Raw genomic sequence first — 25,964 nt, forward strand, 5'->3', positions numbered from 1 at the left:
TCATCAGTCCAGCGTGAAGTAGTCGGGGCCCGGGTAATGCCCGGTGGCCAGCTTGGTGCGCTGCATCAGCAGGTCGTTCAGCAGGCTGGACGCCCCGAAGCGGAACAGCTCCGGGTCCAGCCAGTCCGGTCCGGCCGTCTCGTTGACGGTGACCAGGTACTTGATCGCGTCCTTGGCCGTCCGGATCCCGCCGGCCGGCTTGACGCCGATGTGCAGCCCGGTCGCCTCGTGGTAGTCGCGGACCGCCTCCAGCATCACCAGCGTCACCGGCAGCGTCGCCGCGGGCGACACCTTGCCGGTTGAAGTCTTGATGAAGTCCGCGCCGGCCAGCATCGCCAGCCAGGACGCGCGCCGGACGTTGTCGTAGGTGACCAGCTCGCCGGTCTCCAGGATGACCTTCAGGTGCGCGTCGCCGGCGGCCTCGCGGATCGCGGTGATCTCGTCGAAGACCAGCCCGTACCGGCCGGAGAGGAAGGCTCCCCGGTCGATCACCATGTCCACCTCGTCGGCGCCGGCCGCGATGGCGTCGCGGGTGTCCTGGCGCTTGATCGCGAGGCTGGAACGCCCACTGGGGAAGGCGGTGGCGACGCTGGCCACGTTGATCCCGGTGCCGCGCAGCTCGAACTTCGCCGTGGCCACCAGGTCCGGGTAGACACAGACCGCGGCTACCTGCGGCGCGGTCGGGTCGGCCGGGTCAGGCCGCTTGGCCTTCGCGCACAGCGCCCGCACCTTGCCCGGGGTGTCCTGACCTTCCAGCGTCGTCAGGTCGATCATCTGGATGGCCAGATCGAGAGCGTACGCCTTGGCGGTGGTCTTGATCGACCGGGTGCTCAGGGTGGCGGCCCGGGCCTCGGCGCCGACCTGGTCCACGCCCGGCAGACCGAGCAGGAACCGCCGGAGCCGGTCCTCGGACGAGGTCACGTCGGCGAGACTGTCGACGCCAGTGTCGGTAGTGGTCACCCGGCCCAGTCTAATCGCGTTTCGGGCTGCCTGTTTCCGGTTGTACACAGGTACCAGCTGGGCAACAGGTCCGCTCGATCCGGCAGGCAAATCTAGGGAACATCGCGCCCTGCGGCTACCTTGTCCGGGTGAATGCGAAGCAGCCCAGCGAGAACGAGCAGTACCTGTCCGCGTCGAACCGGATCACCGCCGTCGTGGTGATGGTGATCGGCTCGCTCGGCCTGATCGACATCCTGGTGGAATGGCGCACCCTGGGCGGTCTCGTGGCCGGCTGCTGCATCTCCTTGCTGATGCTCGCCGCGTACGTCGGTCTGTTCCGCCCGTCGGTGACGCTCCGCCCCGAAAGCCTGCTGATCCGTAACCACATCCGCGACCACGTCGTCCCGTGGAACCTGATCACCGACGTCGACATGACCGACATCCTCCGGGTCCACGTCGGCGACCGGCGGCTGCGCTGCCCGGGCGTCCAGCTGGTGATGCGGGACATGCGCAAGCAGCGGGTCGGCGGCAGCAAGCTCAAGTCGGACAGCTCGATCTCGCGGGCCGAGTTCGTCGTCGACCGGATCGACTACCACGTCAGCAAGTACGGCGAATCGGGCCCGGCCGACGCTCAGGTCGTCACCACCTGGGCCCGCCCCGAGCTCGCCATCGCCGCAGTACTCGCCGTCGCCGCCCTAGTCGCCCAGCTAATGCGCTGATGGCCCCTGGCCAAGGCAGAAGGCAGAGCATGCTGACCGCCGAATTCCTTCCACTGCTGAAGAAACGCGGCCTCCGCACCGACCGGTACGGCGTACGGACCTCAAGAATGTTGCCCTGAGCATTGATTGTGGGGCGGGCGATCCGGGCGCGGGCGCGGTCCGGGATCTGCGGGCCGGTCGGCGCGGCCGATGGGTTGCAGCCGGAGCGCACACGGCTGGTTACTGGCGGCGCATGCTCGGTGAACACTTCGCGTTCCTGAGGCCGAAAATCTCCGATTGAGGGGAACCTCACCACGATCGGCACCGTCGGAGTCCGTGTTCGCCCCCGGGATGAACCTCACGGTCACCCAGGATGTACTCCGCAAGGTCCCCGAATCATCGAGAGTGGAGCAAATGGTCAACCTCTCCAGCAAGAAGCGCGTCCTGGCCGGCATCGCGGCCATGGCAGGACTCGCGGCTGTGGCACTGCCCGCGCAGGCGGCTCAGGCGCACGGTGGCGTCGGCCCGGAAGAGCCCCCGCAGGTCAAGGCGACGACGACGACCAAGGCCGCCACGCTGGCCTCGAACACCAACATCGTCAAGTACAACCGGCTGTACAAGACCGGCCCCATCGCCGCGTCGAAGTGCGCGGAGGTCAACGTCTCCCTGCGCACCGCCGCCGGGGTCCAGGCCTACGACAAGAAGCTGCTGGACTGCATGTGGCGGGCCTGGGCGCCGACCCTGCACGCCGCCGGTGCCAACTACCGGTGGAAGCCCGTTCTGATCTTCTACGGCAGCCGCGCAGCGACGAACTGTGGCGTCATCCGCTACCCCACGTCGTACTTCTGCGGCTACGGCAGCCAGGCCCACATCTACATCCCGACGGCCTACATCTCGAACATGTGGCGGCAGAGCAGCCCGACCTACGCCCGGGCGTACGCGACCAACACGCTGGCTCACGAGTACGGCCACCACGTGCAGTACGTGACCGGCATCCTGGGCGCCTCCTGGGCCCGCCAGCGTGCGGCCAGCACGCAGACGGCCAAGCTCGAGGAGAGCCGTCGCCGTGAGCTGCAGGCGTCCTGCCTCGGTTCGGCCATGCTGGGCGCGAACAAGCGCTACTACCCGATGTCGGGCGGCCTCTACACCCAGTGGAAGTGGCTGGTCGAGCACTCCGGTGACATGAAGGGCTACCCGCGCGACCACGGTTCGTTCGCGAACCACGGCTGGTGGTCCCACACCGGCTTCTACGCGCGGAGCACCAAGACCTACGCGGGTCACTGCAACACCTTCACCGCAGCCTCCAGCCGGGTCTCCTGACCTGACTGACACAATCTGCGGGTGATCCGGAGTAACGAAAGCGCCTGGAACGCGTTGCCGTTCCAGGCGCTTTTGTCTGATCCGGCCGCAGGTGGTTGCAATGTAGGTTGCAATTTGGCCGACACGTTCACGATCTGCGATCGTGTGGTTACCGTGTTTCGGGTCCGCACGCCTTACAGTCTTGGTCGACCCACGAACGGCAGGAGTCAAGGATCGTGAACTACGACGAGTTCAACACCGAGTACACCAAGGTGCTGGACAAGATCAAGAGCAGCACGTGCAGCTGGTCGGAGCTGTCCGGTCACGTCACCCGGCTGCGGCAGGGGACGGCCGGTATCACCACCCCGGTCGAGCGCGCGCAGATCGACAGCGACCTGGCCGCACTCGGCCAGATGGTCGACCTGTCGCGGCGGACCAACGACAAGGAAGACGTCTGGACCGTCACCTCCGAGGCGGTCCGCCGGGCCAGCAGCGGCGAGGGCAGCGTCGCCGACCGGATCGCGCGGATCGAGGCGAGCATCAACGAGATCACCACCCTCGCCAACCGCAACCCGGACGAGCGCGAGGCACTGATGCAGTCCACCAGCACCCTGAAGATCCTGCACTCCTCCCTGCAAAGCTCCCTCCGAGCCGAACAGGCCGAAGCCGCAGCCCTCAGCTGACCCGCCACCAGCTGACCGCGTCATTCACCTGACTGAGGGCCCCCGATCATCCGAGGGGCCCTCAGTCAGTTGTTTGTTCAGATGCCGGCGGCTGTTGCTAGGTCTTGTTTGATGGCGGTTAGTTCGGTGGTGGCTTGGGTTCGGGCTGCTGCCAGGTCTTCGGCTTCTACGGGGATGACTACCTCGAGGTAGCACTTGAGTTTGGGTTCGGTGCCGGAGGGGCGGACTACTACTCGGGCGCCGGCGGAGAGGGTGTAGCGGAGGCCGTCGGTGGGTGGGAGGGTTTCTGAGCCTTCGTTGAGGTCCTCGACGCGTTCTACCGCGTGTCCGCCGAGGGAAGTGGGCGGGGTGGCGCGGAGGCGGTCCATTGCGGCTGTGATCAGGCTCAGGTCGTCGACTCGCACGGCCAGCTGGTCCGTTGCGTGCAGGCCGTATTTCTTCGCCAGGTCGTCCAGCAGGTCCAGCAGCGTCCGGCCAGCCGCCTTCGCCTCCGCGCCGAGCTGCAACACCCGGACCAGCGTCGAGACGCCGTCCTTGTCCCGCACGGCCGCCGGATCAACGCAGTACCCGAGCGCCTCCTCGTATCCGAAGACCAGCTCCGGCACCCGCCCGATCCACTTGAAACCGGTCAGCGTGTCGACATACCCCACGCCGTACGCCGCCGCGATCTTGCCCAGCAACGAGGACGACACGATCGAGCACGCCGCCACGCCGGCCGGTCGTGACGACAGCAGGAACTCACCGAGCAGCGCGCCCAGCTCGTCCCCGCGCAGCATCCGCCAGCCACCCTCCGCCGCCGGATCCGGTACTGCGACCGCGCACCGATCAGCATCCGGATCGTTGGCCATGGCAAGGTCAGCACCAACAGAACGCGCCAGTTCGAGGGCAGCGTCGATCGCCCCCGGCTCCTCCGGGTTCGGGAACGACACCGTCGGGAAGTCCGGATCCGGATCCGCCTGCGACGCCACCACAGCCGGTACTGCGAACCCCGCCCGCTGCACCGCCGCCTCCACCAGCAACCGCCCGACGCCATGCAGCGGCGTGTAAGCGACCTTCAACTCACGAGGCGCATCGGCCGGGACGAGAGTCGCGATCCGATCGAGATACGCATCCAGCAGCTCATCGCCGGCCGTCTGCCAGTCGTCCCCACGCGGCACCGACGCAAGCGCCCCGACGGCAGCGATGGCCGCGGCGATCTCAACGTCAGCCGGCGGCACGATCTGCGAGCCGTCGCCGAGATAGACCTTGTACCCGTTGTCCTGCGGCGGATTGTGCGAAGCCGTCACCACCACTCCGGCAACCGCTTTCAGATGCCGGATCCCAAACGCGATCACCGGTGTCGGCGTCGGCCGATCCAGCAGTACCGCGTCCAGCCCCGCGCCCCGGATCACCGCGGCGGTGTCCTCCGCGAACACGTCCGACTTGTGCCGCGCGTCGTACCCGATCAGGACCGGCCCGTCGGTCAGCCCGTTCGCTTTCAGGTACGCCGCCAGTCCGGCTGCCGCGCGGATCACGACGACCCGGTTCATCCGGTTCGACCCCGCACCGACGGCGCCCCGCAGGCCCGCAGTACCGAATTCGAGGGTGCCCGCGAACCGGTCCGCCAGCTCGGGGTCGGCCGCCGGGCCGGAGTCCAGCAATTCCTGGAGTTCGGCGCGCGTGTCGGGATCGGGATCCTCGACCAGCCAGGCTTGCGCGGCGGTACGGATCAAAGCGGCATCGTTGACGGTCACGACCGCACGATACCGCCCAGTACGGCGGGAGCCCGGCTCTAATGCCCCGAGCTCTAGTGCCCCGAGCTCTGGCAGGGGCGGGCGCGGAGGTCGGCCACGTAGTCGTCGGGGGCGCCCGCTGCCTCGGCGGCCTCGGCGAGGATGCCCAGGTACCGCGCGGAGGGCAGGCCGCCCTCGTAGGCGTTCAGGACGTACATCCAGGCGAGCTGCTCACCGTCGAGGGTCTGCACCCGGACCTGGATCTTGCGGTAGATGCCCTGGTCGATCCACTCCCACTCGTCCAGCCGCTCGACGTCCTTCGGGCTGACGTCGTACAGGGCGACGAAAACCTGGTTCGTCGGGTCGCTGGGATCCTCGACGACGGTCGCCATCGAGCCCTCCCAACCGAGTTCCTCCCCTCCGAAGGTGAGGCGCCAGCCGACGATCCACCCGGTTCCGCGCAGGGGGGAGTAGGGGCACCGCTCGGCCATCAAGTTCGGGTCCAGATTCGACGCAAACGCGGCGTACAGGGTCACGAGATCACAGGATACGGAACAATGGCCTCTCGTGGCGCGAGTTGTGATCATCGGTGGCGGTCCTGGCGGGTACGAAGCGGCGAGTGCGGCCGCCCAATTAGGGGCGGAGGTGACAGTCGTCGACTCCGGCGGGATCGGCGGTTCGTGCGTGCTGACGGACTGCGTCCCGAGCAAGACGCTGATCGCCACGGCGGAGGTGATGACCGAGGTCGAGGAGGCCGGCGAGCTCGGCGTCCGGGTCGAGGACGGCGACGACGATCCGCGGAACTCCGTGCGTGTCGACCTGTCCGTCATCAACCAGCGGGTGAAGTCGCTGGCGGCGGCGCAGTCGGAGGGGATCAGCCGGCGGCTGGCCGGCGACAACGTCCGGGTGATCAACGGCCGCGGCCGGATGGACGGTCCCGAGACCGTGGTCGTGGGCAACGAACGGCTGGACGCCGATGTGGTGCTGATCGCCACCGGGGCAAGGCCGCGCATCCTCAAGGGTTCCGAGCCGGACGGTGAGCGGATCCTGACCTGGGAGCAGGTCTACGAGCTCGAGGAGCTGCCCGAGCGGCTGATCGTCGTCGGGTCCGGTGTCACCGGCGCCGAGTTCGCCAGCGCGTACGACGCGCTGGGCAGCGACGTGGTGCTGGTCTCCTCGCGGGACCGGGTGCTGCCGGGTGAGGACAAGGACGCCGCCGAAGTACTGGAAGACGTCTTCAAGCGGCGCGGTATGACGGTGCTGGGCAAGTCCCGCGCCGAGTCGGTCAAGCGGCAGGGCGACGGCGTCGTGGTGACGCTGACCGACGGCCGGACGGTCGAGGGTTCGCACGCGCTGCTCGCGGTCGGATCGCTGCCGAACACCGAAGATCTCGGTCTCGTCGAGTCGGGCGTGTCGCTCGGCGACGGCGGCTTCGTCACGGTCGACAAGGTCTCGCGGACGACGGCGCGCGGGGTGTACGCCGCAGGGGACTGCACCGGCGTACTGATGCTCGCCTCGGTGGCAGCCATGCAGGGCCGGATCGCGATGTCCCACGCCCTCGGCGACGCGGTGGCGCCGCTGAACCAGTCCACGGTCTCGTCGAACGTCTTCACGGCGCCTGAGATCGCCACGGTCGGGGTCACTCAGGCGGCGCTGGATGCGGGCACGAGTACGGCGATGGTCGTCAAGGTGCCGCTGGCCGACAACGCACGCGCCAAGATGCAGGGCGTCCGAGACGGCTTCGTAAAACTCTTCTGCCTCCCGAACACCGGCATCATCGTCGGCGGCGTCGTGGTAGCACCCCGAGCCTCCGAACTGATCCACCCCATCTCCCTGGCAGTAGGCGCCCGCCTCACAGTCGACCAGATGGCCCAGTCCTTCACCGTCTACCCGTCCGTCTCAGGCTCCGTCGCCGAAGCCGCCCGCCGCCTCCACCTCCGCTCCTAACACCAGCACCTCCACGCAACCCCAGCAGGCAATCTCCCGCGCCAACTGCGAGGGCGGCCCGCCACTAGCAGTCCCTCCGCGCAGCAACCGCAGGCAGGCTCCTGCGGTTACTGCGAGGGGTAGCAGTAGCCGGTAGGAGCCTGCTGGCGGGTTGGGGGCGAGCGGTTGCTGGTGGTTGGGGCTGTGGTGGTTAGTTGGGGGTGTTGGCGGAGTCGGTGTCGCCGGGGGTGTTTGCGGTGGCTGCGCCGGCTGGGGTGTTGGCCGAGGTGGTGTCGCCCGGGGTGTTGGCAGATGCCGTGTCGTCTGGGGTGTTCGCCGAGGTGGTGTTGCCGGGGGTGTTGGCTGAGGCGGGTTCGCCTGGGGTGTTGGTGCTGGCTACCTCGCCGGGGGTGTCGGCGGAGGCTGCGGCCGGGGCGGCGTTCGTCGTACCGGGGGCGGTGGCCGTCGGGTTGGCCGGTTGGGGGTCGTTGAGGTTCGGCGCGGCGTATGCGGCGGTGCCCAGGCCGATGGTGGAGATGGCGGCGACAGATCCGACTACGGCCCACTTACGCGTTGCTGACATGGTGATTCCCTTCATCGTGGAGCTCGTGGCTCCGGTTGACCCGGTCTGCGGCTTCGACCCAGCGTTCGGCCAGGGCGAGTCGTGTCCGGGTTGCTTGTGGCCAGCCGGGCTCCTGCACGCGGTGCGGTCCGGTGGCGAGTGAGAGGACGACCGACGCGACCCGCAGCCTCAGCTGCCGTGGGTCGACGTGCCGGTCGAAGGTAGACAAACAATGGGTGGCATAGGCGCTGATAGCGGCGGCGTGGCGCGGCAGTACCTCCGCGAGCACACTCAAATGCCCAACCAGACAAGCAAGATCATCGACACGATCACCAGGCCCGGCCGTGTCCACATCCAGCAGCCCACACACCGAACCCTGCGCATCCACAAACACCTGCGCCTCATAGAAATCACTATGCACCGGTACGACGGCGCCAACGTGGCTCTCGGCAACGATGGTGCCGGCAAGCTGGCTGGCATTCGCGGCCAACTCCGGTACGACGGTGCCGACCGCCCGTGCGTAGTACTCGGTCCGCTCCAACCAGGACGATCGCCTGGGAGCATCGAGGAGCTGCGACGGCAGACGGTCTAGCAACCCCAGCAGCTCCGACGGATCCGGCAGCGGCCCGCCAGAGCGCAGTACGGACCTGAGGCTTCGACCGGGCAAGTCCTCCAGCACCAGGAGCCCGTCATCGCTCCAACCCAGACTGCGCGGAGCCGGTACTCCGGCGCCGGCCAGCAGACGGTGCCGCTCGTGCAGCGCCTCGACCTTGGCGGGCGGAATCACCTTCAAGTAAAGGCGCCCCAGCGGCCCAGTCGCCTCGACAACCGCTCGCCGCATGGGCCGATAGGACAACAGCTCGAGGCGGACCTCCTCGGCGCCAAGACCACAACTCTCGAAGAGCGCTGAGACGGCCGCAGGGTTCATCGCGGCGCGCATCCCCGGAAGGAGCGGGTCAGCCGCAGCCGCCCAGACTCCCACCTGCAACTCGTCGTCCCCGATGACGGTGACGCCGTCCGGCAGCGCGCCACCAGCGGTCGCACACAACACCTCGGTGTGGGTGGTCGACCCCTGGGCAATTTCGGTGCGGTAGGCAACCGTCGTACCGCCGGCTCGGTAATCAACCTGCTCGGCCCGCCAACTGACCAGCCGCCCACCAACCCCCGCGACAGCCACCGCCAGCAACTTGCTGGCCGCAGCTCCGGTCAGGAGTTCCAGAAACTCATCGTCGTCCGCCATACCGACAACACTGCGGGCCCACGATGAGCCACTTGTTAACCGATTCTGAGAGCTCTCTCATCCCCCTCAGAGCGTAGGCAGCTCGAGATCGGCTCGCATGGCGACACGGATCGTCCTCAACGGTTCCCAGGCATCACCAAGGATCCGCCGAGCCTCCGCAGTCGTGTCGGTCGCTGGGTCGTGGGTGCCGTCTTCGCGGTGTTTGAGGATCGAGTAAGCATCGGCGAGCTTGGTCGCAACTTGCTGCGCGAGCTCCAGAACCGGAGCACTCACGATCATCTGCGCCTCGGCGTACGCCGTTTGAAATGCCTGCCGAGTCTGCGGCAGATCAACCGACTCAGCCGCCCGCTCGGTGTTGTTGTCAGCCGCATAAGACCAGGCCCGCAGAGCCCGGTGGTAGTCCCGCGCCGCGGTGTTGAACGTGATGTAACTCTGCCGCAACTCCAACCGCCGAGCCCGCACCTCATCCCGCTCAGCCAACTCAAGCCGCTCAACCCGAGCCCGCTCAAACTCCCTGCGCTTGGACCGCTCAGAGATCAGCGGAGACAGAATCGAGGCCAGCAAGGTCCCCAGTACGCCGATCGCCGCGATGGCCAATGAACTGTCGGACAACGGCTGTTCTCCTCCGGGCGAAGTTGGTCCACTTTAAGCCTGTCTGAAGGTCGTCGAGAACGCTGGTGTCTGGCGACGCGGGCAGCAGCTCGCTCGTCCGGTCAAACATCGAGGGGAGACGCTGATGAGCGGGGAGAAGCCGGTTGTGGGTGCGTTCGCGAACGCGCCGGGGATGGTCACCGTGACGTGGGATCACAGTGGCGAGGGCGTGCACTGGTTCGTGGTCGAGTTGGAGGAGCCGTACGCGGTCTGGGTGGCGGACATCGGCAAGCGGGCCTGGAGCATCACGGGGATGGAGCCCAGCCACACCTACAACTACCGGGTCTGTGCGGTGTACGACTTCGACCGCACGTGTTCCGAGTTCGGCAGCGTGACCACGATGCCGCCGGCCGCGCCGCCGGCGACCCCGCCGGCGACGGTCGACGCCCAGCCGCTGCCGCGCGACCTTGGTTCGTTGCAGGCGATCAACTTCCCGGGCCTGCTCGTGCGGCACCGCAACTTCGCGGGACTGATCACGCCCGTGGAAACGGATCTGGACCGTGCCGACGCGACCTTCGTCCTGCGGAACGGGCTGACCGGCGCCCCGGGAACCGTGAGCTTCGAGGCGTCCAACCTTCCGGGCCACTTCCTGCGCCACGCCAACTTCAAGGTGGGGCTGCACAAGAACGACGGCTCCGACCTGTTCCGCGCCGACGCCACCTTCACCCGGCACGGCGGCGAGGAGATCCTCGGCATCCAGAGCTTCGAGTCGGTGAACTTCCCGGGCCACTTCCTCCGGCACCAGAACTCCGAGCTGATGATCTCCCCGCACGACGGATCGGAGCAGGTCTGGCTCGACGCGCAGTGGCTGCGGATCCCGCCGCCCCCGAAAGGCGCGCCGGCCGGAGCCGTGTCGTTCCAGTCGGTCAACTTCCCCGGCCACTACATCCGGCACCGCAACTCGCTGGGGGAGATCAGCCGGATCAGCAGCGGACTGGATCGCAACGACGCGACCTTCGTGGCCCGCCCCGGCCTGTGGAGGGAGGGCCCGTTCCCGAAGGGCGTCAGCCTGGAGTCCCGCAACTTCCCCGGCCACTACCTGCGGCACCAGGACTTCCGCATCAAGTTGCACCAGGACGACGGCAGCGAACTGTTCCGCAAGGACGCGACCTTCGCCTTCGTCTCCGGGTACGGCGACCTGGCCAGCAAGGGCTACGGAACCCTCAAGCCGATCAACGCGCCGCACCGCGACTTCTACGTCCGCCACCAGAACTTCGAACTCTGGATCGCCGAAACCGACGGCTCAGCCCTCTTCGGCATGGACGCCACCTGGCAACCCACCGCCCCCTTCGCCTGACCACCACGCCAGACGACGACTGCCCAACCTCTTCCACCCCGGCCGCACCCCGGGGTGGAAGTGCGAGGGAGCGAGCTTCGGGCGTGTGAGGATTCTGGGTATGCGGAGCCGGGTGTTGTGGGGGTTGGCTGGTGGGGTTTGTGTTGTTGCCAGTGTGTTGTTGCCTCTGCTTCTGCAGCATTCGTTGGTTGATTTGAAGGTTTATCGGGTGGGTGGGGAGACGCTGCTGGGGGATGCGGCGGCGTTGTACGACGTGCGGTTGGCGGGGTTGCCGTTTACGTATCCGCCGTTTGCTGCTGTGGCGATGGTGCCGTTCGCGTTGTTGCCGTGGGGGGTGGCGGCTGCGGTTTGGTCGGTTGTCAGCTTTGTGAGCTTGGTGTTTGTGTGGCGGTTGTCTGCTGGCAAGGGGCTGGCCTCGCCGGTGTTGTTGGCGGTGGTTGCTGGGTCGTTGTTGCTGGAGCCGGTGCGGGAGACGTTCGGGTTCGGGCAGGTCAATTTGATGCTCTGTGCGTTGATCCTGTACGACGTGCTCGACACCAAGCACTCGCGCCGGGGGATCTGGGTCGGGTTGGCGGCTGGGGTGAAGTTGACGCCTTTGGTGTTTTTCGGGCTGCTGCTCGTCACCCGCCAGTGGAGGGCCTTGGCGTACGCGAGTGCGGCGTTTGCGGGCACGGTGCTGGTGGGATTCGCGGTGACGCCGAAGGGCGCGACGGAGTACTGGACGTCGTTGGTGGCGGAGACGACGCGGATCGGTGGGTTGGCGTTCTCGAGCAACCAGTCGTGGAACGCGTTCCTGATCAGGCTGACCGGGGATCTCGACGGTGGCGGGCCGGTGTGGCTGGTGCTGGTCGCGGTGACGGTCGGCGGCGGACTTTGGCTTACGTGGAAGCTTTGGGACAAGGGTGAGCAACTGGCGTCGGTGTCGACGACCGCGCTCATCGGCCTGCTGTGTTCGCCGGTGTCGTGGAGTCATCACTGGGTCTGGGCCATCCCGTTGGGCCTCAGCGTGATGAGCGTGCTGCCCAAGAATCCCAAGCTGCCCAAGAACCCCAAGTTGGTCTTCGCGGCGGGCTGGTTCGGGCTGTTCGCGATCGCGCCGATCTGGTGGCCGCCCAACCACTACAACCGTGAGCTCGACTGGTCCTTCCGGGAGCAGTTCAGTGGCAATGCCTACTTGATCGCGGCACTGGTCGCCGTCGTGCTGCTGATCGTCCGCCGCCCTCAAGCCGTAGCCGATGAGGACCCAGTCAGTCAGCACGTCTCCAGAAACTGAGATCCAGCCGCAACACTGGCATAGACCGGCTGACCCTATAGCCAGCGAGGCTGGATCGGGTGAATGGGGGGATCCTGGGGGACCCGGTCAAGCGCCGGTGGTGGCTGGCGGCAGGCGTATGCGTGGCCGTTGCCATCCTGCTGCCCTTCGTGTGGGACCACACCGGCGCGGATCTGAAGGTGTACCGCCTCGGCGGCGCCGCGATCCTGTCCGATCCGTCGAGCTTGTACACAACCCGCCTGCGCTACATCTCGATGCCGTTCACGTACCCGATCTTCGGTGGCGTCGTGATGGCACCGGTCTCGCTCCTGCCCTGGCCGCTCGCGTACGGCGCCTCGATCGCCACCTCCCTGGTCGCCCTGGTGGTGATCTGGAAGCTCAGCCTCAAACAGTTCTTCGCCGGCCGTCGGTTGCACCCAGCCGTCCTGATCGCGATCTCCGCCGCCTCACTGCTGATCGAGCCGGTCCGCGAAACCCTCTCGTACGGCCAGATCAACCTGCTCCTCTGCGCCTTGGTCCTGTACGACGTCCTCGGCCCGAAGCAGCGTTGCGGCAGAGGAGCCTGGCTGGGACTGGCGGCCGGGATCAAGCTGACCCCGTTGGTCTTCTTCGGCCTGCTGCTCGTCACGCGGCAGTGGAGAGCCCTTGCGCACGCGTCGGCCGCGTTCGCCGGGACGGTCGCGATCGGGTTCCTGATCGCGCCGCGGACGGCGTACGAGTACTGGACGAACCTGATTTCCGACACCGGCCGGATCGGCGGCCTCGCGTACTCGGGCAACCAGTCGTGGAACGGCTTCCTGATCCGGCTCACTGGTGATCTCGACGGCGGCGGCCGGCTGTGGCAACTCGTAGTACTGGTGACCGTGGTCGCCGGCCTCTGGCTGAGTCGCGAGCTCTGGCGTCGCGGTGAGGAGTTGGCCGCCGCAGCGGTCACCGGGTTGATCGGCCTGTTCTGCTCGCCGGTGTCCTGGAGTCACCACTGGGTCTGGGTGATCCCGCTCGGCGTTTCGTTGCTCACGGCAACACAACTCGGCCGGCGCTACCCGTTGCCGGTGGCCCTGAGCTGGTTCGGGCTCTTCATGGTGGCACCGATCTGGTGGCCACCACGACGCGGCAACCTCGAGCTCAGCTGGAACTTCGTCCAGTCCCTGGCCGGCAACGCCTACCTCTGGCTGACCCTCGCCGCCGCACTCCTGCTCGTCTTCGGGAAAGCAAGAACCGCCGGAAGCGTGAAGCTTCCGGCGGTTCGCAGAAACACCGTTTAGAAGTCGCCGCCGAAGTCGCCGCCGCCGAAGTCCCAGCCGCCGCCGTCTCCGCCGCCGAAGTCGCCGTCGCCGCCGAAGTCGCCCTCGCCGCCGCCACCGTCCCCGCCACCGCCGTCTTCGAAGCCGCCGCCGGCCATGTCGCCGTAGCCGCCGCCGGCGAACATGCCGCCGAGCATGGTGCCGATGAACATGCCGGTCATCACGCCGCCGAGGGCGCCGAACATGCCCATCGCGTAGGGGGAGTAGGCCGGGCCGGCCTCCCAGTACGGCACGCGCTGCGGGCCGACCATGACCTTGCGGATATCGGGATCGGCGCCCGCCCGGACGCGCTCGGCGTCCGCGGCGCAGGCCGGGACGTCACGCGGGGCGCCGCCGGGCGGCGCCCAGGTCACGTCGACGACCGACGGGCCGTGCTGCGGGTTGAAGAAGCAGGAGGGGCGGCGCTGCGGCAGCGGCTCGCCGTTCACCCGGGCGCGGACGCAGGCCATCGCGTACCGGCCGTCCTCGAGGATCTCGATCACGTGCCGGATCTGCTCGGCCTCGGTGACCTCGCCGACCGCCTTCTTGGCCGCCTCGTAGGAGTCCAGCGCGCGCTGGTAGTCCTGCCGGGCGCCGTCACCGAGGTCCTTGCCGACCATGTCCAGGTCGAGGTCCTGCAGCTCCTCGCCGAACTTGGTGATGTCCTCGTCGGCGGTCCGCTTCACCGACTCCAGCTCGGCCGAGCTGATCTCGTGCTTCTTCTTGGTTTCCAGTTTGGTGCGCTGGTACGAACGAAACGCCATGAAGGCGATGACGATGACCGCGATCACAAGAATGGTGGTGAACATGTCGGGCCTTCCTCGACGAGTGTTGCGTCGAGCCTACCGGGCCGTCGAAACCGACCGAAATCTGCTGAGAATTCGCTGAAGAATCACAGCTGCCGGTAGCGCCTGCGGAGAGCCTCCGGAGCGGCCGGTCCGGCGGTGAACACGTACTCCGGCCCGTCCACCCGCCGGCCGGTCGCCCGGTCCACCACCACCGGCTCGACCTCTTCACCGGTGCGGGCGTCGACCAGGATCATCGTCCGCTCCTCGGCCGCCAGCCGCTCGTTGCCCCACGCGGCCAGCGCGATGATCACCGGCCGCAACGACCGCCCGCGCTCGGTCAGCACGTACTCGTACCGCGGCGGTTTGTCCTGGTACTGCGTGCGTTCCAGCAACCCGTCGTCGACCAGTGCCCGCAGTCGCGTGGTCAGCATGCTGGACGAGATCCGCAGGTTGCGCTGGAACTCGTCGAACCGGGTGTACCCGTCGAAGGCGTCGTGCAGGATCAGCAGCGTCCACCACTCGCCGATCTGCCGCACCGTCGAGGGCAACGGACCCGGCAACTCGTCAGACCGGAACCGGCCAGCCATACCAGCCACACCGCCCACCCGAGGTCGCTTCGATTTCCGAAGTCATCCTAACCGCGCCGCCATCGCGCCACGCAGGGTGACGAAAATGCCGGGCCGCCGATCACGCAGTGCGCATAATCGATTACTGCTGTTCCGTCTAGCAGAAGGCTGTCCGATGAGCAAGACCTTCTCACCCCGACTGGCGCTGACCGCGGTGACAGGCCTCGCCCTGCTCGTACCGCTCGCGCCCATCCCCGAGCACCCGCTCCACCAGCAGACAACCGCCGTGCCCAACAACAGCCCGGCCACCCCAGACAACAGCCCGGCCGTCCCCGACTCAGCCGACGAATACACCGAGCTCCCGCTGCAGCAAGCCGGCCGGTACGCGGCCACCCAGGCCCGGCAGACCAAGCCCTTCGGCCTAGTCGGCGTCACCTGGCCGTACCGCGAGAGCTCCGCCCAGGTGCAGGTCAGGATCCGCGTCCAGCGCGCCGGCCAGTGGTCAGCCTGGGAGCCCTTGCGCGTCGAAGACGACCACGGCCCCGCAACCCCGGAAGGCAGCCGACGCTCAGGCACCGAGCCGCTCTGGGTCGGTGACGCGAACGGCGTCCAGGCAGCCCTGACCACGCTCGACGGCACGACGGTCTCCGACGCGAAGGTCGTCCTGATCAACCCCGGAGTGCGCGCGACCGATGCCGAGCCGCCGACCATCCAGGATCCGGCCGGCGTCGAGGGCAGCCGAGCGCCGTACCCGATGCCGGCCATGGTGAGCCGGCGCGGATGGGGCGCTGACGAACGACTTCGTGCCCACAACGGCAAAACCTGCGTGCGTCCGAAGTACACCGGCACAGTGCACGCCGCCTTCGTCCACCACACCGCGGACCGCAACAACTACACCCGCACGCAGGTGCCGGGCATGGTCCGCAGCATGTACGCGTACCACGTGAAGAGCCGCGGCTGGTGCGACCTCGGCTACAACTTCCTCGTCGACCGGTTCGGTCGCGCCTTCGAGGGCCGGTACGGCGGGGCGCAGTTCCCGGTGCTCGGTGCGCACACCGGCTCGTTCAACGCGAACTCGTTCGGCGTCTCGCTGATCGGCAACTTCGAGAAGGCCACGCCGGCCGCGCCGATGCTGGAGACGACAGCCCGGATCATCGCCTGGAAGCTGGATGCCTACTACCGGTCGCCGCTGACAACGGTCAAGCTGGCAGGCAAGAAGCTCGCCACGATTTCCGGTCATCGCGACACGAAGGCGACCGCCTGCCCGGGCAAGAACCTGTACGCCAAGATTCCGTGGCTCCGGCAACGGGTCAACATCTTGATGGGCAAGAGCGTGTGGACCGAGATCTACCGGTTCGCCGAGCAGCTCGGCGGATTCCGGGTGACGGGGCAACCGTTCTGGGGTGAGCACCGGACGAAGACCGGCCGCGCCACCTACTTCGCCGCGCGCGACATCTACTGGTCGCCCGCCAGTGGGGCGCACTCGGTGATGGGGCTGTTCCGCACCCGCTACCGCCAGTTCGGCCCCGACGGCATGCTCGGCCTGCCGACCAGCGAGTACCGCAACGGCCGGGTCGCCGGCAGCAAGGTCCAGTCGTTCCAGAAGGGTGGCCTGTACTGGTCGAAGGCCACCAAGATGCGCCCGGTCGCCGGGCTGATCCACCGCAAGTACGTCGCGCTCGGTGCGGAGCGCTCGCGGATCGGGCTGCCGATCACCGACATGTACAAGGTGAAAGGTGGCCTGCGGCAACAGTTCCAGCGCGGCATCCTGACCTACAACAACCGCCAGCAAAAGGTGTATGTGTCGTGAAGCGCCTGCTCGTTGCCCTGGTAATCGGTTCGACGTTGCTCAGCGCAACGGCACAGGGCAATGCCGCGGCCCCGCCGGAGCCCGAGTCTGAGGCCGTTCAGACGCTCACCGGTCGCGGCTTCGGCCACGGCCGGGGCATGTCGCAGTACGGCGCGCAGGGCGCGGCGATCGCGGGCCGGTCGGCCAAGACGATCCTCGACTTCTACTATCCCGGTACGACGGCGGGCAAGGCGACCGGCTCCATGCGGGTGCGGATCACCGCGGACACCACCGACGGCGTTCGCGTTGCCGCTAGCAACAAACTTGGACTGCGGGATCTTGCCAACGGCAAGGTCTACACGTTGCCGGTGGCATCGACCAGGAGCCAGTGGTCGATCAACCCGCGCGGCGAACACAGCGCCTCGGTCAGCTCGTACAACGCCAAGACGAAGACCTGGACGCTCTGGAAGACCTTCACCGGGATGGCGCAGTTCGAAGGCCCGACGGTCATCTCCCTGGTCCTGCCGAGCGGGGCCGTCGTGCGCTATCGCGGCGCACTGCGATCCGCCGACGTGGCCGGAGCTCATTTCGACACCGTCAACGTGCTCTCGCTGGAGCTCTACCTTCGTGGCGTGGTTCCGCGGGAAGCGGTGACGAGTTGGCGGCCGGCCGCGTTGCAGGTCCAGTCGGTTGCCGCCCGCACCTATTCGGTCTACCACCGGAACCGGGCAGCCAAGCGGGCTTACGATCTCTGCGACACGACGTCGTGTCAGGTGTACGGCGGCTACAACGCCGAGGTCGCGTCGACCAACGCGGCGATCGCGGCGACGGCCGGCCAGATCAGGCTCTACCAGGGCAAGCCGATCATCGCCGAGTTCTCCTCCTCGAACGGCGGCGCCACGGCTGACGGCGACGCGCCGTACCAGGTGGTCAAGGCTGATCCCTGGGACGCGTATCCGGGCAACAAGAACCCGAATGTCGCCTGGAAGGTGACCCGGACCAGCTCGCAGCTCCAGGCCGCGTTCGGTGTCGGCTCGCTGCGCAGCCTGCGCGTCGTACGGCGTACTGGCGTCGGGCCGTCCGGCGGCCGGGTGCTCAGCGTCGAGGCGGTCGGATCGAAAGGGCGAGTCGTGCTGAGCGGCGACCAGGTCCGGTCGCGGCTGCGCCTTCGCTCCGCCTGGTTCGCCTTCGCCGGCGTGCAACCCACCGTGCTTGATATATCAACGCAAACCCAAGCTCGATGACGCCGAGGCATTGACGGCGAAACCTTCGGCCAGCTAGAACGTGACATCGATGTCAACCGCTGCCGCCCCAGGAGGAGCAAGGTCGATGCGCAGAAAATTTGGTATACCAACTCAGAGGATCGCGGGCGGGCTGCTCGCGGTCGGGCTGCTGGCCGCGCTGCACGTCCCGAGTGCGAACGCGCAAGCCGAGGCCGGCCAGGGAACGGGCCCCGGGACCGCGGCGGCCCGCGCCCAGGCGTCGTACCAGGCCCTGAACAAGTACTTCGAGGTCGGACAGCAGGGCCTGCTGCTCGAGGAGTACCCGAACCACCAGCAGAACCCGTACTCCTACGTCTGGCCGTACTCGCAGGCCGCGATCGCCGCGGAGAACCTGGCCGGCATCCCCGGGGCCGGGCGCAAGGCGGCCCAGGAAGCCGAGCGCCGGCTGGACGCGTACGAGCTCTACTGGAACGACACCACCACGCCCAAGGGATACGACTCGTACCTGCGGCCGCCGCTCGGCCACGGTGGTGACAAGTTCTACGACGACAACGAGTGGATCGGCCTGCAGCTGATCCAGCACTACCAGCGGACTGGTGACCGCTCGTCGCTCGCGCGGGCGAAGGAGATCTTCGCGCTCGTCGTGCACGGCTGGGACACCGATCCGACGCACCCGTGCGCGGGCGGCGTCTTCTGGACCCAGGCGCCCTGGAGCCAGGACCGCAACACGGTGTCGAACGGTCCCGGCGCCGAGCTCGGCGCGCACCTGTACCTGCTGACGCGGGACAAGTCGTACCTGACCTGGGCGAAGAAGATGTACGACTGGACGCAGAAGTGCATGCTCGCCCCGAACGGCCTGTACTGGGACCACATCGACCTGGCCGGCACGATCGAGAAGACCCAGTGGAGCTACAACCAGGGCGTCATGCTCGGTGCGGGAGCCCTGCTGTACAAGGCGACGCACGAGAAGAAGTACCTCACGGACGCCAAGGCGCTGGCGAAGGCGTCGCTGGCCTTCTACGGCACCGACGACCGGCTGTGGAAGCAGCCGACGAGGTTCAACGCGATCTACTTCAAGAACCTGCTGATCCTCGACTCGATCGCGCACGACCGCAGCTACAAGACGGTCATGCAGGCCTACTCCGACCGAGCCTGGAAAGAGGCCCGCGATCCCGCCACGGGCCTCTTCCACTTCGTCGACGGACCGGTCCAGCTGCTCGAGCAGTCCGGCATGGTCCAGATCGACGCCCTACTGGCCTGGCCCCGCAGCAAGTACGACGAACTGGCCTAGCTAGTTCTTGATCAGTTCTTGGCGGCCGTGGTTGCGGTCTTGATTTGGACTGGGGTGGCGGGCTTGCCGTCGGTGGGCCCGCCCTCTGGGATCACGCCCGCGTTGGCGACCTTGTCGATCAGTTCGAGGCTCGGCTTGTCGACCGTTCCGAAGGCCGTGTACGCCGGGCTCAGGCCCGATGCGTCGCCGTACACGATGAAGAACTGGCTGCCGTTGGTGTTGGGGCCCGAGTTCGCCATCGCGAGGATGCCGCGGCCGTACTTCAGCTCGGGGTACACCTCGTCCTTGAAGCTGTAGCCAGGGCCGCCGCTTCCCTGCTTGGCCGGATCGGTCGTCGGGTCGCCGCACTGGAGAACCTGCAGGCCCTGGCCGACGGTCAGCCGGTGGCACGTGGTGTTGTCGAAGTACTTCTGGCCGACCAGGTTGAGGAAGCTCTTCACCGTGCACGGCGCCAGCGCGCTGTCCAGGGTCAGGTTCAGGTCGCCGATCGAGGTGTTGAGGGTGACGGGCGAGGTGCCGCTGGCCTTGACCTTGCCGTTGGCCGGCGGGTCGACCTTCTTGCTGGCCGACTCGGCGGACTTGGCGTAGCTGCAGTCCACCTCGGCCGCGAGCGGCTTCGGCCGCTTCGGCGGCGCCGCCAGCGCGGTCGGAATCGACTGCGGCTTGTTCTCCGCGCCGGCCGGCGCCGACGGCGTGTCGGACGCCGCCGGGGTGTCGTTGCCGGTGTTCTGGGCAATCACCACGAAGACCCCCGCGATCACCGCGACCACCGCCACGATCGACGCGATGGTGATCGCCAGCATCCGGCGCTGCTTGGCGCGTTCAGCCTGCCGCTCGGCCATTCGCTGCGCCTTGCGCTGAGCCAGCTGCTGCTCGTGGGTCTTCCTGGACATGCAGAGTTCTCCTCACCTCGCGGCAATCCTGCAGGGAAGCCAAGTGTCCCGTCAGCGGTGCTGACGGGACACTAGCGGTAAATGCTGAGAAACGGCTGTGTTTTCAGTCCTTGATTTCGCAAATTGCCGCGCCGGCCGCGACCGTGGCGCCTACTTCGGCCGACAGCCCGGTCACCGTGCCGGCCTTGTGGGCATTCAGGGGCTGTTCCATCTTCATCGCCTCCAGGACCACGATCAGGTCGCCCTCGGCGACCGTCGCGCCTTCCTCGACGGCGATTTTCACGATCGTGCCCTGCATCGGCGAGGTGAGCGAGTCGCCCGACGCCGCCGCGCCCTTGCCGCTGCTGCCCGCGCGCCGCGACGGCTTCTTCTTCGCCGTACCGGCGGCTGCCGCGGAGGCGCCGAGCCCGGCGGGGAGGACGACCTCGAGCCGCTTGCCGCCGACCTCGACGGTGACCGTCTCCCGCTCGTCCGCCTCGGCCACATCGACCGGACCGGCGTACGGCGGGATCTGGTTGTCGAACTCGGTCTCGATCCACCGGGTGTGCACCTGGAAACGGTCGGCGCCGATGAACGCCGGGTCACTCACCACCGCGGCGTGGAACGGGATCGCGCTCGGCATCCCCTCGACCACGAACTCCTTCAGCGCGCGACGGGACCGCTCGAGCGCCTGGGTCCGGTCGCGGCCGGTCACGATCAGCTTCGCCACCAGCGAGTCGAACGACCCTGGCACCGTCTCGCCCTGGTCGTAGCCGCCGTCGAGCCGGATCCCCGGACCGGACGGCGCATGCCACTTGGTCAGCGTGCCCGGCGCGGGCAGGAAGCCGCGGCCCGGGTCCTCGGCGTTGATCCGGAACTCGATCGAGTGCCCGGAGATCTCCGGGTCGTCGTACCCGAGCTCCTCACCGTCGGCGATCCGGAACATCTCCCGGACCAGGTCGATCCCGGTGACCTCTTCGCTGACCGGGTGCTCGACCTGCAGCCGGGTGTTCACCTCGAGGAAGGAGATCAGGCCGTCCTGGCCGATCAGGAACTCACACGTCCCGGCACCGACGTACCCGGCCTCGCGCAGGATCGCCTTGGACGAGGTGTAGAGCGTCTCGAGCTGCTCGGGCGAGATGAACGGCGCGGGCGCCTCCTCGACCAGCTTCTGGTACCGGCGCTGCAGCGAGCAGTCCCGGGTGGAGATCACCACGACGTTGCCGTGGGCATCGGCCAGGCACTGGGTCTCGACGTGCCGCGGCTTGTCCAGGTAGCGCTCGACGAAGCACTCGCCCCGGCCGAAGGCGCTGATCGCCTCCCGGGTCGCGGACTCGAACAGCTCCGGAACCTCTGCCATCGTGCGGGCGACCTTCATGCCACGACCGCCGCCGCCGTACGCCGCCTTGATCGCGATCGGCAGCCCGTACTCCGTTGCGAAAGCCACCACCTCGTCCGCGTCGGCCACCGGGTTCGGCGTACCGGGGACCTGCGGGGCGCCGACCTTCTCGGCGATGTGCCGGGCCTTCACCTTGTCGCCGAGAGAGTCGATCGCGCTGGGCGGCGGGCCGATCCAGATCAGGCCGGCATCGATCACGGCCTGCGCGAACTCGGCGTTCTCGGCCAGGAAGCCGTAGCCCGGGTGCACCGCGTCGGCGCCGGAGCGGGCGGCGACGTCGAGGATCTTGGCGATGTTCAGGTAGGAGTCGGCCGGTGTCGCGCCGTCCAGCGAGTACGCCTCGTCGGCGAGCCGGACGAACAGGGCGTCGCGGTCGGGCTCGGCGTACACGGCGACGCTGCCCAGTCCCGCGTCGGCGGCGGCACGGACGACCCGGACGGCGATCTCGCCCCGGTTCGCGACCAGAACCTTGGTGATGCGCTTGCTGTCAGACACAGCTGAACTCCCTTCGGCCCGCCCGAGTCTAGGGTCAAGGGGACCTCAGGCGTGACAGGTTCTATGTCACATCACCGCGGGCGGGCGCTCGAAGCAGGACTCCAGCACGACGACTGTCTGAGTGCTGGTCACCCCGTCCACCTGATGGAGCGCCCGCAGAGTCTGCTGGAGCGCTTCGGTGGTCTCGGTCCGCACTTTCACCAGGACCGACGCGGGCCCGGCGATGATGTGCGCCTCCTCGACCGCGGCGATGTCCGCCAGCGCCTGCCGAGTCACCGCATCGCCCATCCAGGCGTCCGTGTCGAGCAGGACATAGGCCAGTACTCCGCTGCCGAGCGCGGCCGGATCCACCTCGATCGTGGTCCGCCGGATCACGCCGGCGGCCTTCAGCTTGCGAACCCGCTCATGAGCCGCTCCCGCGGACAACCCGACCGCCTGACCCAGTGCGGCGTACGACTGCGTCGCATCCTGCTGCAACTGGGCGAGCAACTCGCGATCCGTCTGGTCGATCGTCATAAGTGCCGAACCTCGTCTGGTTTTAAGAAGAATTTGCAAGATAGCATCCTGAGTATGACGATCACGCTGACTGACACCCCGCCGCCCAGGTCGCGCGCCGAACTGGTGACACTGGACGAGCGCTTCGCCCTGGTGGCCCGCGGCGACGAATACGTGGAGCGCCTGTACGACGGCGGCCGCTGGCTCGAAGGGCCCGTCTACGTCCCGGCCTGGCGCAGTCTGGTCTTCAGCGACATCCCCAACGACCGGATGCTCCGCTGGGACGAGCTGTCCGGCGCGGTCTCGATCTTCCGCCAGCCGGCCGGCTACACGAACGGCAACACCCTGGACGCGCAGGGCCGCTTGATCAGCTGCGAACAGGGCAACCGCCGGGTCACGCGGACGGAGGTTGACGGCTCGATCACGGTGCTCGCGTCGCACCTGGACGGCCGCAAGCTGAACAGCCCCAACGACGTGGTGGTCCGCCGGGACGGCTCGATCTGGTTCACCGACCCGCCGTACGGGATCACCTCGAACTACGAGGGCCACGCCGCCGAGCAGGAGCTGGACGGCTGCAACGTCTACCGCCTTTCTCCTGACGGCTCGGAACTGACCGTCGTGGCCGATGACTTCGCCCGGCCGAACGGCCTGGCCTTCTCGCTGGACGAATCCGAGCTGTACGTCGTGGACACGCCCGCGAAGCACATCCGGCGGTTCGAGGTGAAGGACGACCGGCTCGTCGGCGGCGAGGTCTTCGCGCCATGCCAGGCAGGAATGTTCGACGGCCTCCGGCTGGACGCGGCCGGTCGGATATGGGCCGCGGCCCACGACGGCGTGCACTGTTTCGACCCGGACGGAACGTTGATCGGCAAGCTGCTCCTCCCTGATGTGGTGTCGAACCTTTGCTTCGGCGGGCCGAAACGCAACCGGCTGTTCGTCACCGCGACCACGTCGGTCTACTCCTGGCTGCTCACGACGGACGGGGCCCCGCCGCCGTACGATCGCGGGTGACAACGAACGCACCGAACGTGAGGAGCCGGCATGCCCCTGCTCGAGCCGTTGGCCGGAACCGTCCCTGCTGAGTGGGTGAGGCTGGATGACCGCTTCGCCGGGATCCGGGGAGACTCCCACTTGGAGCGGCTGTGGACCGGCGGGCGCTGGCTGGAAGGGCCGGTCTACTCGCCGGCCGGGCGGTACCTGGTGTGGAGCGACATCCCGAGTGACCGGATCCTGCGCTGGGACGAGACGTCGTACCAGGTGTCGGTGTTCCGTGAGCCGGCCGGGAACACGAACGGGCACACGCTGGACGAGCAGGGCCGCCTGGTCAGCTGCGAACACGGCAACCGGCGGGTGACGCGTACCGAGCACGACGGCTCGGTGCGAGTGCTTGCCGACGGCCACAACGGCGGCCGGCTGAACAGTCCCAACGACGTGGTGGTGAGCCCGGACGGCGCGGTCTGGTTCACCGATCCCGCGTACGGGATCGACAGCGACTACGAGGGCCATCGCGGTGAGATCGAGGTCGGTGGTTGCCACGTCTACCGGATCGCGCCGGACGGCACGCTGAGCGTCGTCGCCGACGACTTCAACCGGCCGAACGGGCTGGCGTTCTCGAACGACGGCAGCCTGCTCTACGTGACCGATACGGAGGAGGCGACCATCCGGGTCTTCACCGTCGACGGCGACAAGCTGACCGGTGGCGAACTGTTCGCGGAGTGCGGCAACGGCGCCTTCGACGGCATCCGCCTCGACAGCGAGGGCCGGATCTGGGGAGCGGCCGCCGACGGCGTTCACATCTACCACCCCGACGGCACCCTGCTCGGCAAGCTCCTGGTCCCCGAAACCGTCTCCAACCTCTGCTTCGGCGGCATTAAACGCAACCGCCTCTTCCTCACCGCCACGACCTCCCTCTACTCCCTGCTCACCACGGTGAACGGCGCGCCGCAGCCGTACGACTCCTGAAACGCCGAACCCCGCCCGCCCGAGGTTGCCGGGCGGACGGGGTTCGGGAGTAGGTCAGAAGTTCTTCTTGACCTGGTCGATGATGGTGAAGACGGCCAGGGCTCCGAACGCCAGGAAGGCGAAGAGCATGACGGCGGTGCGGAGGCGGCTGATCCGGATCGCCCGGGGGAGGGCGCGGGAGTTCATCCACCACAGCAGGCCGGAGTACACGAACATCATGGTGCCGGCGGTGCAGGCCGAGATGACCAGCAGGACCAGCGGCTGGTCCAGACCGGCCAGCAGGACGATGATGCCGAAGGCAACCAGTCCCCAGACCAGCCAGAAGTAGAGCTGGGACTCGGTGATCGTGGAGGTCCGCAGGTAGCGGGCCTTGATCATGTCCGAGCTCAGCCGGGAGGTGTAGTCGACGATGCCGGCCGCGGCGGCGAACAGCGAGAACGCGCCGATCGCCCAGAACAGGTAGCCGAACCAGCCGCCCACCAGGTTCTGCAGGTTGACGCCCTCGATCTTGAGGAAGCCGATGTTGTTCTTGACCGTGTCGTCGCCGAACAGGGTCGCGTGCGCCAGGAGCGAGGTGAACAGGATCGTCGCCACGGTGATCAGGACGAAGGTCAGCGCCTGCTCGAGGTTGGCGAACTTCCACCAGCGCCGCCAGCGGGCCAGGTTCTGCTCGTCGGGCGGGAACGTGTAGCCGTTGGCGAACGGGTCGGCTTCCTTCTCGCCGGTGATCGGCGAGGTCAGCCGGGGGACGTGGACACCGTTGCCGAACCCCTTGTCCCGGATCCAGTTGCTCTGGCACAGGTTCTGCCCGCCGCCGGCTCCGGCGTACGCGATCGCGCCCATCATCAGCGCGAAACCGAGTGTCTCGACCGGGAACTCGGGGTGCGTGACGGCGTCGCCGAGTGCGCTGTAGGTCCGGCCGCGGATCGCGAAGATCAGCGCCAGGATGACGAGCAGTGCGACCGCCGCGATCTTGACGAAGATCAGCCTTTCGAGCATCACGTAGACGACCGGCGCGAGGGTCAGGATGGCGCCGATCAGGACCAGGATGCCGATCGCGATCCAGCGCGGATTGCCGGCGCCGAACAAGTAGGTCAGCATCGACGCGGAGCTGGTCGCCCAGCCGGGCCAGAGGTTCGCGAAGTACGTCATGATCGCGAAGAACAGGCCCCAGTGCTTGCCGTACCGGTTGAAGCCGGTCAACGCTGTCTCACCAGTGGCCAGCGTGTACCGCTCGATCTCCATGTTCAGGAACCACTGGATCGCGACGCCGACGGCGGCTCCCCAGAGGAACACCAGCCCGACCTGCGACGAGATGTAGGGCCAGAGAATGAACTCACCGGACGCGAGCCCGACCCCGGCCCCGACCATTCCGGGCCCGACGATCCGCCAGGTGTTCGTCGGCGGTTCGGGCAGGTCGCGGACCTGCGGTGCGGGCAGGTTCTTGATCGGCAGGTTGAACCTGTCGTGGTCAATGGGTTTGGTGTCTGCCATCGGGCTCCTCACCTTCCTCGACCCCCA

The 25,964-nt window shown here is 67.7% G+C and carries 24 protein-coding genes; 12 read left to right on the plus strand and 12 right to left on the minus strand.

Annotated elements, in window-relative coordinates; all coding sequences use genetic code 11:
• Positions 1-3 precede the first annotated feature (3 nt).
• On the minus strand, positions 4-960 hold the full coding sequence (deoC, locus tag ACQPYM_RS07475; protein ID WP_433016901.1) for a deoxyribose-phosphate aldolase: 957 nt from the start codon (positions 958-960) through the stop codon (positions 4-6).
• Positions 961-1,088: 128 nt separating this feature from the next.
• On the opposite strand from deoC, the gene ACQPYM_RS07480 reads away from it, so the two are divergent.
• From ACQPYM_RS07480 to ACQPYM_RS07490, 3 genes are all read left to right on the plus strand, one after another.
• Positions 1,089-1,658, plus strand: coding sequence for a PH domain-containing protein (locus ACQPYM_RS07480; RefSeq protein ID WP_433016904.1), 570 nt, complete (start codon positions 1,089-1,091; stop codon positions 1,656-1,658).
• A gap of 393 nt (positions 1,659-2,051) precedes the next feature.
• Complete coding sequence (locus ACQPYM_RS07485; protein ID WP_433016907.1) at positions 2,052-2,957, plus strand: neutral zinc metallopeptidase; 906 nt, start codon at positions 2,052-2,054, stop codon at positions 2,955-2,957.
• Between the two features lie 215 nt (positions 2,958-3,172).
• Complete coding sequence (locus ACQPYM_RS07490) at positions 3,173-3,619, plus strand: hypothetical protein (RefSeq protein ID WP_360288785.1); 447 nt, start codon at positions 3,173-3,175, stop codon at positions 3,617-3,619.
• A gap of 77 nt (positions 3,620-3,696) precedes the next feature.
• Here the strand turns inward: ACQPYM_RS07490 and ACQPYM_RS07495 are convergent, their stop codons facing one another.
• Positions 3,697-5,352 (minus strand): phospho-sugar mutase, encoded by a 1,656-nt coding sequence (locus ACQPYM_RS07495; protein ID WP_433016911.1) that lies wholly within the window; start codon positions 5,350-5,352, stop codon positions 3,697-3,699.
• Positions 5,353-5,405: 53 nt separating this feature from the next.
• Positions 5,406-5,867 (minus strand): gamma-glutamylcyclotransferase, encoded by a 462-nt coding sequence (locus ACQPYM_RS07500; RefSeq protein WP_360288781.1) that lies wholly within the window; start codon positions 5,865-5,867, stop codon positions 5,406-5,408.
• A gap of 31 nt (positions 5,868-5,898) precedes the next feature.
• Between ACQPYM_RS07500 and ACQPYM_RS07505 the strand changes: the two genes are divergently transcribed.
• Positions 5,899-7,278 carry an NAD(P)H-quinone dehydrogenase gene (locus ACQPYM_RS07505; protein WP_433016915.1) on the plus strand — a complete coding sequence of 460 codons (1,380 nt, stop codon included), beginning with the start codon at positions 5,899-5,901 and terminating at the stop codon, positions 7,276-7,278.
• Between the two features lie 190 nt (positions 7,279-7,468).
• On the opposite strand, the gene ACQPYM_RS07510 is transcribed toward ACQPYM_RS07505, so the two are convergent.
• From ACQPYM_RS07510 to ACQPYM_RS07520, 3 genes are all read right to left on the minus strand, one after another.
• On the minus strand, positions 7,469-7,840 hold the full coding sequence (locus ACQPYM_RS07510; RefSeq protein ID WP_433016918.1) for a hypothetical protein: 372 nt from the start codon (positions 7,838-7,840) through the stop codon (positions 7,469-7,471).
• Positions 7,824-9,059 carry a phosphotransferase gene (locus ACQPYM_RS07515; protein ID WP_433016921.1) on the minus strand — a complete coding sequence of 412 codons (1,236 nt, stop codon included), beginning with the start codon at positions 9,057-9,059 and terminating at the stop codon, positions 7,824-7,826. Before ACQPYM_RS07515 ends, ACQPYM_RS07510 begins: the two co-directional genes overlap by 17 nt.
• A 66-nt stretch (positions 9,060-9,125) precedes the next feature.
• Positions 9,126-9,671 (minus strand): hypothetical protein, encoded by a 546-nt coding sequence (locus ACQPYM_RS07520; RefSeq protein WP_433016924.1) that lies wholly within the window; start codon positions 9,669-9,671, stop codon positions 9,126-9,128.
• A gap of 124 nt (positions 9,672-9,795) precedes the next feature.
• Between ACQPYM_RS07520 and ACQPYM_RS07525 the strand changes: the two genes are divergently transcribed.
• The 3 genes from ACQPYM_RS07525 (at position 9,796) to ACQPYM_RS07535 (ending at position 13,545) form a co-directional block, all read left to right on the plus strand.
• The gene (locus ACQPYM_RS07525) at positions 9,796-11,007 is read left to right on the plus strand and encodes an AbfB domain-containing protein (RefSeq protein ID WP_433016927.1); all 1,212 of its coding nucleotides are present in this window, start codon (positions 9,796-9,798) and stop codon (positions 11,005-11,007) included.
• Between the two features lie 208 nt (positions 11,008-11,215).
• A complete protein-coding gene (locus ACQPYM_RS07530; protein WP_433016930.1) occupies positions 11,216-12,280 on the plus strand; it encodes a glycosyltransferase 87 family protein in 1,065 nt (354 codons plus the stop codon).
• A gap of 59 nt (positions 12,281-12,339) precedes the next feature.
• On the plus strand, positions 12,340-13,545 hold the full coding sequence (locus ACQPYM_RS07535; protein ID WP_433016933.1) for a glycosyltransferase 87 family protein: 1,206 nt from the start codon (positions 12,340-12,342) through the stop codon (positions 13,543-13,545).
• Here ACQPYM_RS07535 and ACQPYM_RS07540 read toward each other — a convergent pair.
• Positions 13,542-14,372, minus strand: coding sequence for a hypothetical protein (locus ACQPYM_RS07540; RefSeq protein ID WP_433016936.1), 831 nt, complete (start codon positions 14,370-14,372; stop codon positions 13,542-13,544). The genes ACQPYM_RS07535 and ACQPYM_RS07540 overlap by 4 nt on opposite strands.
• 83 nt (positions 14,373-14,455) lie before the next feature.
• Positions 14,456-14,938, minus strand: coding sequence for a winged helix-turn-helix transcriptional regulator (locus ACQPYM_RS07545; protein WP_433016939.1), 483 nt, complete (start codon positions 14,936-14,938; stop codon positions 14,456-14,458).
• Between the two features lie 154 nt (positions 14,939-15,092).
• Between ACQPYM_RS07545 and ACQPYM_RS07550 the strand changes: the two genes are divergently transcribed.
• The 3 genes from ACQPYM_RS07550 (at position 15,093) to ACQPYM_RS07560 (ending at position 19,220) form a co-directional block, all read left to right on the plus strand.
• Positions 15,093-16,727, plus strand: a complete 1,635-nt coding sequence (locus ACQPYM_RS07550) for an N-acetylmuramoyl-L-alanine amidase (RefSeq protein WP_433016942.1) — start codon at positions 15,093-15,095, stop codon at positions 16,725-16,727.
• Positions 16,724-17,950, plus strand: coding sequence for a SpoIID/LytB domain-containing protein (locus ACQPYM_RS07555; RefSeq protein ID WP_433016945.1), 1,227 nt, complete (start codon positions 16,724-16,726; stop codon positions 17,948-17,950). The genes ACQPYM_RS07550 and ACQPYM_RS07555 overlap by 4 nt, the downstream gene beginning before the upstream one ends.
• 85 nt (positions 17,951-18,035) lie before the next feature.
• Positions 18,036-19,220: a glycoside hydrolase family 76 protein gene (locus ACQPYM_RS07560; protein WP_433016948.1), complete on the plus strand. Its 1,185-nt coding sequence runs from the start codon at positions 18,036-18,038 to the stop codon at positions 19,218-19,220.
• Positions 19,221-19,231: 11 nt separating this feature from the next.
• On the opposite strand, the gene ACQPYM_RS07565 is transcribed toward ACQPYM_RS07560, so the two are convergent.
• From ACQPYM_RS07565 to ACQPYM_RS07575, 3 genes are all read right to left on the minus strand, one after another.
• Complete coding sequence (locus ACQPYM_RS07565; protein WP_433016951.1) at positions 19,232-20,113, minus strand: peptidylprolyl isomerase; 882 nt, start codon at positions 20,111-20,113, stop codon at positions 19,232-19,234.
• A 103-nt stretch (positions 20,114-20,216) separates the two neighbouring features.
• A complete protein-coding gene (locus tag ACQPYM_RS07570) occupies positions 20,217-21,986 on the minus strand; it encodes a biotin carboxylase N-terminal domain-containing protein (RefSeq protein ID WP_433016954.1) in 1,770 nt (589 codons plus the stop codon).
• Positions 21,987-22,052: 66 nt separating this feature from the next.
• Positions 22,053-22,502, minus strand: coding sequence for an Lrp/AsnC family transcriptional regulator (locus ACQPYM_RS07575; protein WP_433016957.1), 450 nt, complete (start codon positions 22,500-22,502; stop codon positions 22,053-22,055).
• 54 nt (positions 22,503-22,556) lie between these two features.
• On the opposite strand from ACQPYM_RS07575, the gene ACQPYM_RS07580 reads away from it, so the two are divergent.
• Positions 22,557-23,492, plus strand: coding sequence for an SMP-30/gluconolactonase/LRE family protein (locus tag ACQPYM_RS07580; RefSeq protein ID WP_433016959.1), 936 nt, complete (start codon positions 22,557-22,559; stop codon positions 23,490-23,492).
• 30 nt (positions 23,493-23,522) lie between these two features.
• On the plus strand, positions 23,523-24,443 hold the full coding sequence (locus ACQPYM_RS07585) for an SMP-30/gluconolactonase/LRE family protein (protein ID WP_433016961.1): 921 nt from the start codon (positions 23,523-23,525) through the stop codon (positions 24,441-24,443).
• Between the two features lie 54 nt (positions 24,444-24,497).
• Here ACQPYM_RS07585 and ACQPYM_RS07590 read toward each other — a convergent pair whose 3' ends face one another.
• Positions 24,498-25,937 carry an Nramp family divalent metal transporter gene (locus ACQPYM_RS07590; RefSeq protein WP_433016964.1) on the minus strand — a complete coding sequence of 480 codons (1,440 nt, stop codon included), beginning with the start codon at positions 25,935-25,937 and terminating at the stop codon, positions 24,498-24,500.
• Positions 25,938-25,964: the final 27 nt, after the last annotated feature.

Origin of the sequence: Kribbella sp. CA-294648 (assembly GCF_050943845.1) — a bacterium.
GTDB lineage: Bacteria > Actinomycetota > Actinomycetes > Propionibacteriales > Kribbellaceae > Kribbella.